The organism is Kocuria sp. KSNUG, assembly GCF_049532735.1.
In the GTDB taxonomy this organism is placed as follows: Bacteria; Actinomycetota; Actinomycetes; order Actinomycetales; family Micrococcaceae; genus Kocuria; species Kocuria rhizophila.
Genome location: NZ_CP150981.1, coordinates 1,579,333 through 1,592,549, shown reverse-complemented (window position 1 = coordinate 1,592,549; position 13,217 = coordinate 1,579,333). Strand labels below are relative to the sequence as shown.

13 protein-coding genes are annotated in these 13,217 nt (G+C 71.8%); all 13 read right to left on the bottom strand.

Going from position 1 to position 13,217, the window contains the following annotated elements; all coding sequences use genetic code 11:
• Window positions 1-16: 16 nt before the first annotated feature.
• Entirely contained in the window at window positions 17-994 is a 978-nt protein-coding gene (locus AABM36_RS06885) for an RluA family pseudouridine synthase (protein WP_423445442.1), read from the bottom strand.
• Entirely contained in the window at window positions 984-1,505 is a 522-nt protein-coding gene (gene lspA / locus AABM36_RS06880; protein ID WP_423445440.1) for a signal peptidase II, read from the bottom strand. The genes AABM36_RS06885 and lspA overlap by 11 nt, the downstream gene beginning before the upstream one ends.
• 18 nt (window positions 1,506-1,523) lie before the next feature.
• A complete protein-coding gene (locus AABM36_RS06875) occupies window positions 1,524-2,288 on the bottom strand; it encodes a DivIVA domain-containing protein (protein ID WP_423445438.1) in 765 nt (254 codons plus the stop codon).
• A 115-nt stretch (window positions 2,289-2,403) separates the two neighbouring features.
• Window positions 2,404-2,700, bottom strand: a complete 297-nt coding sequence (locus AABM36_RS06870) for a YggT family protein (protein ID WP_423445436.1) — start codon at window positions 2,698-2,700, stop codon at window positions 2,404-2,406.
• Window positions 2,701-2,702: 2 nt separating this feature from the next.
• Window positions 2,703-3,224 carry a cell division protein SepF gene (locus AABM36_RS06865; RefSeq protein WP_423445435.1) on the bottom strand — a complete coding sequence of 174 codons (522 nt, stop codon included), beginning with the start codon at window positions 3,222-3,224 and terminating at the stop codon, window positions 2,703-2,705.
• A gap of 65 nt (window positions 3,225-3,289) precedes the next feature.
• Window positions 3,290-4,144, bottom strand: a complete 855-nt coding sequence (locus AABM36_RS06860; protein WP_423445433.1) for a YggS family pyridoxal phosphate enzyme — start codon at window positions 4,142-4,144, stop codon at window positions 3,290-3,292.
• Window positions 4,141-4,875 (bottom strand): polyphenol oxidase family protein, encoded by a 735-nt coding sequence (locus tag AABM36_RS06855; protein WP_423445432.1) that lies wholly within the window; start codon window positions 4,873-4,875, stop codon window positions 4,141-4,143. The genes AABM36_RS06860 and AABM36_RS06855 overlap by 4 nt, the downstream gene beginning before the upstream one ends.
• Before the next feature lie 172 nt (window positions 4,876-5,047).
• On the bottom strand, window positions 5,048-6,292 hold the full coding sequence (gene ftsZ / locus AABM36_RS06850; protein ID WP_423445430.1) for a cell division protein FtsZ: 1,245 nt from the start codon (window positions 6,290-6,292) through the stop codon (window positions 5,048-5,050).
• Window positions 6,293-6,535: 243 nt separating this feature from the next.
• A complete protein-coding gene (locus AABM36_RS06845) occupies window positions 6,536-7,675 on the bottom strand; it encodes a cell division protein FtsQ/DivIB (protein ID WP_423445428.1) in 1,140 nt (379 codons plus the stop codon).
• Entirely contained in the window at window positions 7,672-9,081 is a 1,410-nt protein-coding gene (gene murC, locus AABM36_RS06840; RefSeq protein ID WP_423445426.1) for a UDP-N-acetylmuramate--L-alanine ligase, read from the bottom strand. The genes AABM36_RS06845 and murC overlap by 4 nt, the downstream gene beginning before the upstream one ends.
• A 36-nt stretch (window positions 9,082-9,117) precedes the next feature.
• Window positions 9,118-10,251, bottom strand: a complete 1,134-nt coding sequence (murG, locus tag AABM36_RS06835) for an undecaprenyldiphospho-muramoylpentapeptide beta-N-acetylglucosaminyltransferase (RefSeq protein WP_423445425.1) — start codon at window positions 10,249-10,251, stop codon at window positions 9,118-9,120.
• Window positions 10,248-11,588 (bottom strand): putative lipid II flippase FtsW, encoded by a 1,341-nt coding sequence (gene ftsW, locus AABM36_RS06830; RefSeq protein ID WP_423445423.1) that lies wholly within the window; start codon window positions 11,586-11,588, stop codon window positions 10,248-10,250. The genes murG and ftsW overlap by 4 nt, the downstream gene beginning before the upstream one ends.
• Entirely contained in the window at window positions 11,588-13,171 is a 1,584-nt protein-coding gene (gene murD / locus AABM36_RS06825; protein WP_423445421.1) for a UDP-N-acetylmuramoyl-L-alanine--D-glutamate ligase, read from the bottom strand. The genes ftsW and murD overlap by 1 nt, the downstream gene beginning before the upstream one ends.
• Window positions 13,172-13,217: the final 46 nt, after the last annotated feature.

Below are 13,217 nucleotides of genomic sequence, written 5' to 3'. Positions count from 1 at the left end.
CGCGGGCGGAGATCCGTCACAGCTGCGGACCGCCGTCGCGCAGCGTCTCCACCGCGTAGGCGAGGTCCGTGGGGTACGGGCTCTCGTACTCCACGTACTGGCCCGTGGCGGGGCTCGTGAAGCCCAGGCGCTTGGCGTGCAGCCACTGCCGGGTCAGGCCCAGCCCCGCGGAGAGCGCGGGGTCCGCGCCGTAGGTGAGGTCCCCGCAGCACGGGTGCTGCAGTGCGCTGAAGTGAACGCGGATCTGGTGGGTGCGCCCGGTCTCCAGGTGCACCTCCACCAGGGACGCGCGCCCGAACGCCTCGAGCACCTCGTAGTGCGTGACCGAGTTGCGCCCGTCCTCCAGGACGGCGAAGCGCCACTCGTGGCCCGGGTGGCGTCCGATGGGGGCGTCGATGGTCCCCCTCAGCGGATCCGGGATGCCCTGCACCACGGCGTGGTACACCTTGGTGACCGTGCGCTCCTTGAAGGCCCGCTTGAGTCGGGAGTAGGCGCTCTCCTCACGGGCCACGACCATGAGCCCTGAGGTCCCCACGTCCAGCCGGTGCACGATGCCCTGGCGCTCAGGCGCGCCCGAGGTGGCCACGGAGATCCCCGCGCCGGCCAGCGCACCGACCACCGTGGGTCCCTTCCAGCCGGGAGACGGGTGGGCCGCCACACCGGCGGGCTTGTCGATCACCACGTAGGAGGCCTCGGCGTGCACCACCCGCAGGTCCGGGACGTGCTGCGGGGCGATCCGGCGGGGGTCCTCGGGCACGGGGACCTGCACCGTGTACGTCTCGGACGTGGCCACGCGGTGGGACTTGGCCACCGGCCTGCCACGGAACCCCACCCGGTCCTCGCTGCACAGCTGGGCCGCCGCGGAACGGGACAGCCCCGTCCAGGTGGCCACGGCTGCGTCGAGCCGGAGGCCGTCCTGCTCCTGCGAGACCGTGAACCGGGCGTCGTCGAACTCGGGATCGGAACCCGTGGGCCGCGTCCGCTCAGCCACCACGCGGTGTCTCCATGTCGCGGTCCTTGAGGATCAGCACCATGATGATCCCGATCCCCACGGTCACGCCGCAGTCCGCGATGTTGAAGATCGCGAAGTGCGGCACCGCGATGAAGTCCACCACGTGGCCCACGCCGAAGCCGGGCTCACGGAACAGCCGGTCCGTGAGGTTGCCCAGGGTGCCGCCGAGCACGAGCCCCAGACCCACGGCCCACCACGGATCGCGGACGCGGCGCAGGATCCAGAGGATGCCCACGGACACCACGGCCATCACCACGGTGAAGATCCACGTGAACTCCGAGCCCAGGGAGAAGGCGCCACCGCTGTTGCGGATGTGCTCCCACCACAGCAGCCCCGGGATCACGGGGTACTGCACCCCGGGCACCAGGCTGCTGACCACCCACAGCTTCACGAGCTGGTCGACGGCCCAGACCGCGGCGGCCACGGCCAGAGCCACGACGGCGCAGCGGCGGCCGGTCCGCTGGGGAACCTGGGCCGCCGCTGCACCGGGCATGTGATCCGTCACAGGCGCTTACTTGGTGGTGCGCTTGGTGCCGGACGCGGGGGCACCCGTGGGCGCGAGCGAGCCGGTGTTGTCGAGATCCCGCAGCTGGGTGTTCAGGAAGCTCTTGAGGTTGCCGCGGTAGTCGGACTCGAAGGTGCGCAGCTCGGCCACGGCCGCCTCCAGGTCCACCTTCTCCGTCTCGAGGGCGGAGAGGGTCTCCTCCTTGGTGCGCTTGCCCTCGGCCACGAGGTGGTCCGCCTGGGTGCGGCCCTCGGTGATCAGGCGCTCACGCTCGGACTGGCCCTGGGAGACGTAGTCGTCGTGCAGCTTCTGCGCCATGGCGAGCACGGCGGCCGCGGACTGCGCGGAGTCGGTGGAGGCCGTCCCCTCGGCCACCGGGCGGGCCGGGGTGGCCGACGGCGCGGCGTCGGTGCTGCTCGTGACGGTCCCGGTGCTCTCCGGCTCGACGGGGGCCGCGGTCTCGACCGGAGCCGCTGCCACGGGCTCGGACACGGTCTCCTCGCGGGAGTCACGGCCCGTGGCCGCGGCAACCGTGGTGGCCTGGCCGGCGCCGGTCTCCTGCTCGGGCACGGAGGTCTCGGAGGGCGCGTCCTCGGGGCGGCCACCGAGGGTCTCCACCTGCTTGCGCAGGGTGTCGTTCTCCTGGTGCAGGCGGCGCAGCTCCACGACGACCTCGTCGAGGAAGTCGTCCACCTCGTCCTGGTCGTAGCCCTCGCGGAACTTGGTGGGCTGGAACCGCTTGTTGATGACGTCTTCAGCTGTCAGAGCCATGGGTCTGTCTCCTCGTGTCGAACTGGAACCACCCGTGTCCGGGCGCCTCTCGGCGCCCCAGGGGCGGAGGGATTTCCGGCCCAGGATACAACCGCGCACCCGGGGCCGACGACTATCACGTGCGCAGCAGCAGTCCCGCCACGATCGACTGCAGGATGCTGAGCACGAAGACCAGGATCAAGAACCCGAGATCCAGGGCCACCCCGCCGAGCCGCAGGGGCGGAACCAGCCTGCGCAGCGCGTTCATGGGCGGGTCGGTGAGCGAGTAGATCGTGGACGCCGCCACCAGGGCCAGGCCCTTGGGCCGCCAGCCGCGCGCGAACATCTGGACCCAGTCGAGCACGAGACGCCCGAGCAGGGCGATGTACAGGACGTGGATCACCAGGTAGATGATCGACAGCGCGAGGTCCACGGTCAGCCCTCGACCTGTTCGAGGGAGGCGGCGGGCTCGTCGATGTCATCGCTGTGGCCCTGGTCCCGGACCTCCACGAAGGAGGGAGTCAGCAGGAACACCTTGGCGGTGACACGCTCGATGGAGCCGTGCAGCGCGAAGACGAGTCCCGCGGCGAAGTCCACCAGGCGCTTGGCCTCGGCCTCACCCATGTCGGAGACGTTCATGATCACGGGGGTCCCGTCCCGGAACGCCTCCCCGATGGACTTGGCATCGTTGTAGGACCGGGGATGCACGGTGGTGATGGTGCGCAATTCGTTCTCGTCCTCTCGGGAACTGGGAGCCCGCTTGATGGGGGTCACCGGGGCCCTGTACTCGGGGGAACGGCGTGCCACGGAGGTGCTGCCGTTCTCGCTCACGGCCACGGTGGAGCCACCGGTGCTCTGGGGGGTTTCCCGGGGGCGGGGGGTGTCATCGGAGATGTACTCGTCGTCGGTCTCGGCCAGCCCGAGATACACCATGGTGCGACGCAGCGCTCCGGCCATATTGTCTCCTCGAATTCTTCAGCGGGGGGCGACGTGCATCGGCCCGCAAGTCGTCCGTCAATACGCTACCGCACCGCGGGCCGGGGCCCGAGAACATCCGATCCGATGCGGACGTGCGTGGCACCGGCGAGCACCGCCGCCTCGAGGTCCCCGCTCATGCCTGCGGAGACGGCCCGGGCCTGCGGGTGCTCCCGCTGCAGCAGCTGGGAGATCTCCCACAGTCTCCCGAAGGCCTCGGCGGGATCCCCGTCCCGGGGTGCCACGGCCATCACGCCGCCGAGCACGAGCCCCTCGGTCCCCGCCACGGCGTCGGCGAGTCCGGGCAGGGCGTCCGGGTGGGCTCCCCCGCGGGCGCCGTCCCGGGAGGCCTCGGGGTCGAGGTCCACCTGGAGCAGGCATGTGAGGTCGTGCTCCGCACTCGGACCGGGTGCGACCCCGTCCGCGAGCACGGCGTCCCTGTGGTGGCGCACCGCCTTGCCCAGGGCCGTGACCAGCGACGGCCGGTCCACCGAGTGGACCCAGGACGCGTAGCGGACCACGTGCTTGGCCTTGTTCGACTGCAGCTGCCCCACGAAGTGCCACACCGGCGGCGTCACGGGCGGCCGGCGGGAGCTCAGCACCTCGGCCACCCTGGCGGCCTTCGGCCCGGCCTCCTGGTCCTTGTTCTCCCCCACCGCCCGCACCCCCAGCTCGCGCAGCCTCAGGACGTCCTCGGCGGGGAAGAACTTGGTGACCACCACCAGCGACGGCAGCTCACCGCCGTGGTCGTGCTGCTCGTCACGCTCCTGCGCGGCGGCCAGGATCCGCCGGCGCACCGACGCCACACGCTGCGCGAGCTCCGCGGTGCGGTGCGCGTCGTCGTTCCCGGTGCCGCCGGGCGGAGCGGACGCCGCCTCCCCGGTCCTGGGTTCGTGGCTCATGCGGGCTCCTTCCTGGTGCGCGGCCAGACGAGGCCGGCAAGACGTCCGGGCGTCGCGTCGCGGCGGTACGAGTACAGCTGGTCGTGCTCGAGGGTGCACCATCCCCGCCGGTCCGCGCACGCGGGATCCACACGGACGCCGCGCGCCTCGAGCAGGGACCGGGCCGCCCCGGGCAGGTCCAGCCCGGGGGTGCCCCGCGCGGTGGTCGTGGTGATACCGGGCAGGATTCGTTCGGCCGAGCGCGCCATCTCCTCCGGCACCTCGTAGCAGTAGCCGCACACGGCCGGGCCGATCCACGCGGTGAGCTGCTCGGCACCGTGCGCCCGCACGGCCTCGACCGTGGCCTGCAGGACACCGTCCAGCAGACCCTTCCGTCCCGCGTGCGCCACCGCGAGCACGGGGACGTCGCCGGGCTCCGCGCGGGAGCGGGCACCCACGAGGACCACTGGAAGGCAGTCCGCGGTGAGGATCCCCAGGGGGGTGCCGTCCGCGCTCACGGACGCGTCCGCCTCGGGTGCGTGGTCGGGGGCGGCAGTGCCCGTCACGTCCGCGACCACGGTGCCGTGCACCTGTCGCACGTAGCGCACGGGCTCGCACCCCAGCAAAGTTTCCAGGGCACGACGCCGCTGGGCCACCTGCACGACGTCGTCACCCGTGTGGGCCGCGAGATTGCCCTCGCCCACGTCGGTGAACGCCACGCCCACCCCGTGCTGCTCTGACTGGTACCACACGGCGTCCTCCTCGGGATCGCTCTGCAACGGTCTGCGGGGACGTGAACGGGGTGACCACCGGATGGGTGGTCACCCCGTTCACCGGGACGGACGGCTCGCGCCCGCTGCGGCACGAGCCGCCAGCTGCACGGACCGGTCCCCGGTCATGCGCGGGTGCCGAGCACCCGCGGCATCACTTCAGGAAGTCCGGGAAGTCCAGGGAGTCCTTGCGGCTCGAGGAGTTCGAGGACGAGGGGGCGTCGGCCTCCGCGGGCAGGTCCACGTCGAACCCGGCGTCGTCCGGGATGTCGTCGTCCTGGCCCTGGCGAGATCCGAAGCCCGCGGCCGGGGCACCGTAGGACGAGCCACCCCGCTGGGGCGAACGACCGAGCCCGGAGGGCCGGGAGGCATCGCCGCCGAAGGTGGCCCGGGTGCTCTCCGCCTGGCGCTGGGCCGGCGAGGAGTTGTTGGCGTTGGTCTCCTGGGAGACGGAGTCGAAGCCGGCCGCGATCACGGTGACGCGCGCCTGGTCGCCCAGGGCGTCGTCGATCACGGCGCCGAAGATGATGTTCGCCTCGGGGTGGGCGACCTCCTGGACCAGACGGGCGGCCTCGTTGATCTCGAACAGACCGAGGTCCGAGCCGCCCTGGATGGACAGCAGCACACCGTGCGCGCCGTCGATCGAGGCCTCGAGCAGCGGGGACGCGATGGCCAGCTCGGCGGCCTTCACGGCGCGGTCCTCGCCCTGGGCGGAGCCGATGCCCATGAGCGCGGAACCGGCGCCCTGCATCACGGACTTGACGTCCGCGAAGTCCAGGTTGATCAGGCCCGGGGTGGTGATCAGGTCGGTGATGCCGGAGACACCCGACAGCAGCACCTGGTCCGCGGACTTGAAGGCGTCCAGCATGGACACGTTGCGGTCCGAGATGGAGAGCAGACGGTCGTTGGGGATCACGATGAGCGTGTCCACCTCGTCCCGCAGGGTCTCGATGCCGTTCTCCGCCTGGTTGGAGCGGCGGCGACCCTCGAAGGTGAACGGGCGGGTGACCACACCGATGGTCAGGGCGCCCAGGGAGCGCGCGATGCGCGCCACGACGGGAGCGCCGCCGGTGCCGGTGCCGCCACCCTCGCCCGCGGTCACGAAGACCATGTCGGCGCCCTTGAGCACCTCCTGGATCTCCTCCTCGTGGTCCTCGGCGGCCTGGCGGCCCACGTCCGGGTTGGCGCCGGCGCCGAGACCGCGGGTCAGTTCGCGCCCGACGTCGAGCTTGACGTCCGCGTCCGACATCAGCAGGGCCTGGGCGTCCGTGTTGATGGCAATGAACTCGACGCCGCGCAGGCCTTCCTCGATCATGCGGTTGACGGCGTTCACGCCGCCGCCGCCGATGCCGACCACCTTGATGACGGCCAAGTAGTTCTGGGGGGTTGAGGAGTCCATGTGCACCTAACTCGCGTGGGCTTGCGGGGATGGGAGAGCTGTCGGGAAAAGTCTCAAGTCTTGTGTGAAACTTGGGGAAAGTGACCGTTCCCGGGGGAACGCCATTCCATTGCGGACCAGGATAACAACTCCGAGGGCCCTGTCCCTATCATGTTCCCACGTGTCACGGGGATGTGCCACATTTGCCCTGGTCACCCCCAGGTTTAAAGTCTCACTGCCAACTCTGGGCAATACCGGCGAGACTCACTTCACCACGGGGTGCAACGGTGCGGAGACGTCCACCACGGCCGAGTCCGAGACCTCCTCGGAGTTCACGAGGGTGGCCACCACCTGGGCCTTCACGTCGCTGTCACTCGCATCCCCCCACACCACCGTGGGACCGTCCTTCATGGTCAGCTCCACCGTGGATCCGGACGGGGCCGAAGCGCTCTCCAACCGGGCGAGGACGTCCGCGGGGAGCGTGGCCAGCACGTCTGAGATCGCTTGGAACTGCGGCGTGCTCAGCACCTTGGTGCCCCCGTCCACGAGGGGGACGTCGGGACGGCGCTCGGCCGGTACGGAGCTCAGCGGCTTGCCCTCGGAGTCCACGAGCACCACCGAGGAGCCGTCCTCGACCGCCGCAACCCCCACGCGCTCGTGCAGCTGCACGGAGATGGTGTGCGGGGGTTGGAACGCCACGTCCACGGACTTGACCTGGGGGACGTCGCCCACGGAGTCCTTGACGTCCTGCTTGGAGATCCGTGTCATGGGCACGCCCTGGAACCCGGACAGCGCCTCCTCGACCTTCTGCGGATCGGTGAGCGTCGCTCCCTGCACGTCGATCGTGCGGGTGGCGAACAGGGGCGAGAAGAAGACCACGAGGACCAGCGCCACCAGCACGAGCAGGGAGACGAGCAACGTGAGCAGCCGTCGGCGCCGACGCCGCTGGTGCGCGCTGCGGGGCAGGCGGACCACCGTGGTGCCATCCGGGTCCGCCTCGGTTCCGGGGGCGTCCCCGATCTGACCGGTGCCCTCCTCCCGGGCTGTCCGCCTCCTGGCGCGCCACGAGGAGAAGCGGCCGCCGGCCTCGGGCACGGCCTCGAGCTGACCGGTGTCCACGCGGGTCACCTTGGACTCGTCGTTGACCCGGACGAGGGGAAACTCGTCCTGCTCGTTCGTCCCGGCCCCCGCGGACTTGCCGCGGGCGGCGTCGGACCCGGTGTTCCCCGCGGCGCCGCTCCCGGCGCGCGCCGCGGACTCGGGGCGCGGGTGGCTGCCGGCCGCAGTGGAACCGGAGCCCGGAGCGCGCACGGCGTCCTGCGGGGAGGCGGTCACGTCCCCGTCGTCGGATGCCGGGGCGCGGCCGTCGAGGGAGGGCTGGTGCGGCGGGACGGAGCGCGTCATCGGCGGTGTTCCAGGGCCTCGAGCACCCGCGGACCGAGAGCCGTCACGTCACCGGCGCCGATGGTCATGACCACGTCACCGGGTTGCGCGCTCGCCACCACCGCGGCGATCGCCTCGTCCGCGCCCGGGGTGGAGACCACCCGGTCGGTGCTCGTGTGCCCCACGATCGTGGCGCCCGTGATCCCGGGCTCCGGCTGCTCGCGGGCGCCGAACACGTCGGTCACGCACGCGAGGTCCGCGTGCTCCAGGGCACGGCAGAACGGCTCCGCGAACTCGCGGGTCCTCGAGTACAGGTGGGGCTGGAAGATCGCCAGCACGCGGTGGTCCTGGGCCACGTCCCGAGCCGCGGCGAGGGCCGCAAGAACCTCCGTGGGGTGGTGGGCGTAGTCGTCGAACACGCGCACGGATCCGACCTCTCCCCGCAGGTCGAAGCGCCGGGCGGAGCCGTGGAACTCCGCGAGCCCCGCGAGCAGCCGGTCCGGGTCCGCACCCGCGGCGAGCCCCGCGGCAAAGGCTGCCGCGGCGTCGGCCACGTTGTGCGCGCCGGGCACGGCGAGCGCGAGCTCCTCGCTGCGGCGCTGACCAGCCACGGTGAACGTGAGCCGGCACGTGGAGCCGGTGCCGCGCGGGACGGGCTCGGAGAACACGACGTCCGCCGTGGCCGCGGCACCGTAGGTCACCACGGTGTGCCCCGCCGCACGACGCCGCTCGGCGAGGTTCGCGGCCCCGGGGTCGTCCGCGCACGCCACCAGGACGCCGCCCTCGCGGATCGTGGCGGAGAACTCGTCGAAGGCGCGGAAGAACTCCTCCTGGCTGCCGTAGTGGTCCAGGTGGTCCGCCTCCACGTTGGTCACCACCGCGATCCGCGGGTGGTAGGCCAGGAACGAACCGTCCGACTCGTCCGCCTCCGCGACGAACCACTCCCCCGTGCCGAAGCCGGCGTTCGCCCCGAGATCGGCCACGTGGGCGCCGATGGCCCACGAGGGGTCGAGCCCCGCCGCTCGCAGGGCCACCGCGGCCATGGAGCTCGTGGTGGTCTTGCCGTGGGTGCCCGCCACGGCGACCACGTGGCGCCCGTGCATGGCCGCCGCGAGCGCCTGGGACCGGTGCAGCACCCGCAGCCCGGACTCACGGGCTGCGGCCAGTTCGGAGTTCTCAGCCTTGATGGCGGTGGAGACCACGACGGTGTCCGCTGCCGCCACGTTCTGCGCGTCCTGCCCCACGAACACGTGTGCGCCGAGCGACTCGAGATCCCGCAGCCCCGGGGAGTCCTTGGCGTCGGAACCGCTCACGGCCACGTCCCGGGCCAGCAGCAGCCGCGCCACGGCGGACATTCCCGCGCCGCCCATGCCGATGAAGTGCACACGGCCCAGGTCGCGGGGATCGAGCGGTTGCTGGCTGTTCACGGTGTTCTCCTGTGGGCGGTGGGAAGCGGGGGGGGATCAGCGCCGGGCGCTGTCGAGGGTCAGGCGGGCCATCACCTGGGCGGCGTCGCGCACGCCATGGGCCGCGGAGGCACGCGCCATGCGGTCCAGCCGGGCGGCGTCGGTCACGAGCGGGGCCACGGTGTCGCGGTAGAACTGCGGCGTGAACTGGGCGTCCGCCACGAGCTCGGCGCCGCCGGCGGCCACGAGGGACCGGGCGTTGAGCTCCTGCTCGCCGTTGCCGATGGGCAGCGGGACGAAGACGGCGGGCAGTCCCACCGCGGCGACCTCGCACACCGTGGCCGCGCCGGCGCGCGCCACGAGCAGGTCCGCGGCGGCGTACACCGTCTCCATGCCGTCCACGAACTCGGTCTGCACGTAGTTCCTGGCGCGCAGCAGCTCACCGTCCGGCGTGCGGACCTCCTTGGTCCGACCGGTCACGTGCAGCAGCTGGTAGCCGTGCTCACCGACCTCGCGCGCCACGGCCGCCACGGTGCGGTTCATGGACTGGGCCCCCGAGGAGCCCCCCGTGACCACCACGGTGGGCAGGTCCGGCTGCAGTCCGAGGGCCACGCGCGCCCGGGTCTTCTCGGCGGCCCGGTCCAGGGTGGCGATCTCCTCGCGCATGGGCATGCCCACCACGCGTGCGCCACGCAGGGGCGTGTCCGGGAACGCCGTGGCCACCACGGAGGCGAACCGGGCTCCCACCCGGTTGGCGAGACCGGGCTTGGCGTTGGCCTCGTGGATCACCACGGGGATCCTGCGGCGGGCGGCCGCGAGGTACACGGGTGTGCAGACGTAGCCGCCCACCCCCACGACCACGGTGGCCTGCTGGGCGTCCAGGATGCGACCGGCCTGCGCCACGGCGGTGGACATGCGCCGGGGAAGACGCACCAGATCCACCGAGGGCCTGCGTGGCAGGGGAACGCGTTCGATGAGCTCCAGCGGCACACCCGCCTCCGGGACCAGGCGGGTCTCCATGCCCGCGGCCGTGCCCACGGCGCACACCGTGGCGTCCACCCTGGCCTCCTGGATGGCCCGTGCGATGGCCAGCAGCGGGCTGATGTGTCCCGCGGTACCACCGCCGGCCAGCACCACGCGGGCCGAGCCCGCGCGCTGCTCCTCCGTGCCGGGTCCTCGTGTGGGGGTCATGCTCGGTCCCTTCCTGCTCGGGTGGTCAATCGCTCGCGCCACGTGGGCCGCCCCTCGCGGACCTCGGGATCGAGACCGCGCTCGCGGGCCTCCTGGTCGTCCAGGATCTGCGCCTCGGCGGAGCCGCCGGTGGAACGAACCCGCACGGTGCGCGGCACCCGCGCGAAGGACATGACCACTCCCACCGCGGCCATGGTCATGAGCAGCGCGGATCCACCGTAGCTGATGAACGGGAGCGGAATCCCGATCACCGGCAGCAGCCCCGTGACCATTCCCATGTTCACGAACGCCTGTCCCACGATCCACGTGGTGATGCACGCGGTGGTGATGCGCACGAACGTGCTGCGGGTGCGGGTCAGGATCCGGGCCATGGCCACCACCATGATGATGAACAGCACCAGGATGATCATGGTGCCCACGAGCCCGAGCTCCTCACCGATGATCGAGAAGATGTAGTCGTTGTGGGCCTCCGGCACGTAGTTGTACTTCAACCGGGACTGGCCCAGACCCACTCCCCACCAGCCGCCGGTGGCCAGGGCGTTGAGCCCCTGCTCGGCCTGCCAGCACGCGTCCGTGGCCCCGCAGTCCCCGAAGAGCCATCCGGTGATGCGATCCAGACGGTGCGGTGCGACGACCACCAGCAGCAGCCCGGCGCCCGCCGCGAGCACGCCACCGGCGGCGAAGATCTTCAGCGGGGCCCCCGCGAACCACAGGGCCGCGGCGTAGATGAGGCAGAACACGATGGCTGTTCCGGCGTCCCCGCCCAGCAGGACCATTCCCGTGGGGACGGCGAACGCCAGGAAGGACGGCCACATCGCCTTCTTCCAGTCCCCCTCGACCGCCCTGCCCTGGGTGGCGAAGACCGCCGCGAGGGCCAGGCTCATGCTCAGCTTCGCGATCTCCGAGGGCTGGATCGACTGCCCGCCCAGAACGAGCCAGTTGCGGTTGCCGTTGACCTCGCGCCCCAGTGGTGTGAACACCAGCGCAGAGATCAGCACGCTGACGAGCCACGCGGGCCACGCCAGTTTGCGGTACCAGTGCGTGGGCACGAGGGACAGCCCGAACATGGCGATCAGCCCCAGCACCCCGAACATCGCCTGCTTGGCGAAGAGGGAGTACGCCGAGCGGGAGTCCGAGATGGACTCCACCGCGGACGCGGAGAGCACCATCATCACGCCGATGCCGGTCAGCAGGACCACGCAACCGGCCAGCGCGTAGTAGGAGTGGTAGAGCGGTCCGTCCGTGAGCTGGTGCCACAGCCGCCGCAGCCTGGTGCTCAGTGCCGTGCCCTCGGCCGTCTCCGTGGCCGCCGGGCGTTCGGTGGTCGGTGCGCTCATCACAGCCCCAGTTCCTCGTGCACGCCGCGGATGAAGGCCTGACCGCGCTGCGCGTAGTCCGCGAACTGGTCCATGGACGCCGCGGCGGGTGCCATCAGCACGGTGTCCCCGGGGGCGGCGATCCCGTGGGCCAGCCGAACCGCGCGCCGCATGACGCCCGGCCCGTCCGCGGGGTCGAGGGGTGCCTGGTCCGCGGCGTCGGCGGCAGCTGCATCCGCGACCGCCGCGTCCGTGCCGAGGCTGCTCGGGGCGGCGTGGTGCACGGGGACCTCCGGGGCGAGCCGCACCAGCGAGTCCAGCAGTCCGGCGTGGTCGGTGCCGATGACCACCACGGCCTTGAGGCGCCGTGCGTTGCTCTCCACGAGGTCGTCGTAGGACACGCCCTTGGAGAGCCCCCCGGCGATCCACACCACGGGGTCGAACGCGGAGAGGGAGGCCTGCGCAGCGTGGGGGTTGGTGGCCTTGGAGTCGTTGATCCAGCGCACGCCCTCGGACTCGAGGACCAGCTGGATGCGGTGCTCCCCCGGGTGGTGGGCCCGCAGCCCGTCACGCACCGACTCCGGCTCCACCCCGGCGGCCCGGGCCAGCGCGGCCGCGGCCAGCGCGTTGGCCACTCCGTGGCGCGTGGGGAGAGGGCCGGTGTCGGAGACCGATCCCAGCTCGGCGGCGGTCTTCACACGATCGGCCACGAACGCCCGGTCCACCAGGAGGTCCTCCACGACCCCCACCATGGACAGCCCGGGGTGCTGCGTGGTGAAGCCCACGGCGCGGCAGCCCTCCACCACGTCCGCGGCCTCCACGAGTTCCTCCGCACCGGGCTGCTCGGCGTTGTACACGCAGGCCACCTGCGTGTTCTCGTACACGCGGGACTTGTCCGCGCGGTAGTTCTCGAAGCTGCCGTGCCAGTCCACGTGGTCCTCGGCCACGTTGAGCACGGCCGAGGCCAGCGGGGAGACCGAGTGCATCCAGTGCAGCTGGAAACTCGAGAGCTCCACGGCCAGGACGTCGTACTCCACGGGGTCGCGCAGGGCGTCCAGGATGGGCGTGCCCACGTTGCCCACGGCGATCGCCTTGAGCCCCGCGGCCTGCAGGATCGCGGCCGTCATCCCCACCGTGGTGGTCTTGCCGTTGGTCCCGGTGAGGCACAGCCACTGCGGGGTCCTGCGCCCCTCCCGGCGGTTCACGCGCCACGCGAGCTCCACGTCACCCCAGATCTGGATGCGCTCCTCGCGCGCCGCCGTGAGCAGCGGGCTGGTGGGCCGGATCCCCGGGGAGGTGACCAGGAGCTCGGGACGCTCCCCCGCCACGTCCGGCACGCGGGTCATGGCGTCCGGTCCCAGCACGACGTCGCTCGCCCCCACGATCTTCAGGGTGTCCGCGCTCTGCCGGTTGCGCTCGGTGTCCCCCGCGTCCACCACGGTGACCAGCGCGCCCAGCTCGATCAGCGTGTCAGCCGCGGCGAATCCGGAGACGCCGATCCCGGCGACCACCACGCGCAGTCCCGCCCAGGGTGCGTCCCAGCTGGTCAGCCCGGCGAGCCGGGGGTTCTCCAGGATCGGGTTGTCGTTGCTCGCGTGCATCATGACCGTGTGTGCCTCATCCTCGTGCGGAACGTGTGTGGTGGCGGTG

What these genes read in the sequence shown, in the direction of transcription:
- AABM36_RS06865 (WP_423445435.1), bottom strand. Translation starts at nt 3,224, where the DNA reads ATGGCCGGAGCGCTGCGTCGCACCATGGTGTATCTCGGGCTGGCCGAG.
- murG (WP_423445425.1), bottom strand. Translation starts at nt 10,251, where the DNA reads ATGACCCCCACACGAGGACCCGGCACGGAGGAGCAGCGCGCGGGCTCG.
- ftsZ (WP_423445430.1), bottom strand. Translation starts at nt 6,292, where the DNA reads ATGGACTCCTCAACCCCCCAGAACTACTTGGCCGTCATCAAGGTGGTC.
- AABM36_RS06875 (WP_423445438.1), bottom strand. Translation starts at nt 2,288, where the DNA reads ATGGCTCTGACAGCTGAAGACGTCATCAACAAGCGGTTCCAGCCCACC.
- AABM36_RS06860 (WP_423445433.1), bottom strand. Translation starts at nt 4,144, where the DNA reads ATGAGCCACGAACCCAGGACCGGGGAGGCGGCGTCCGCTCCGCCCGGC.
- AABM36_RS06845 (WP_423445428.1), bottom strand. Translation starts at nt 7,675, where the DNA reads ATGACGCGCTCCGTCCCGCCGCACCAGCCCTCCCTCGACGGCCGCGCC.
- murD (WP_423445421.1), bottom strand. Translation starts at nt 13,171, where the DNA reads ATGATGCACGCGAGCAACGACAACCCGATCCTGGAGAACCCCCGGCTC.
- ftsW (WP_423445423.1), bottom strand. Translation starts at nt 11,588, where the DNA reads ATGAGCGCACCGACCACCGAACGCCCGGCGGCCACGGAGACGGCCGAG.
- lspA (WP_423445440.1), bottom strand. Translation starts at nt 1,505, where the DNA reads ATGCCCGGTGCAGCGGCGGCCCAGGTTCCCCAGCGGACCGGCCGCCGC.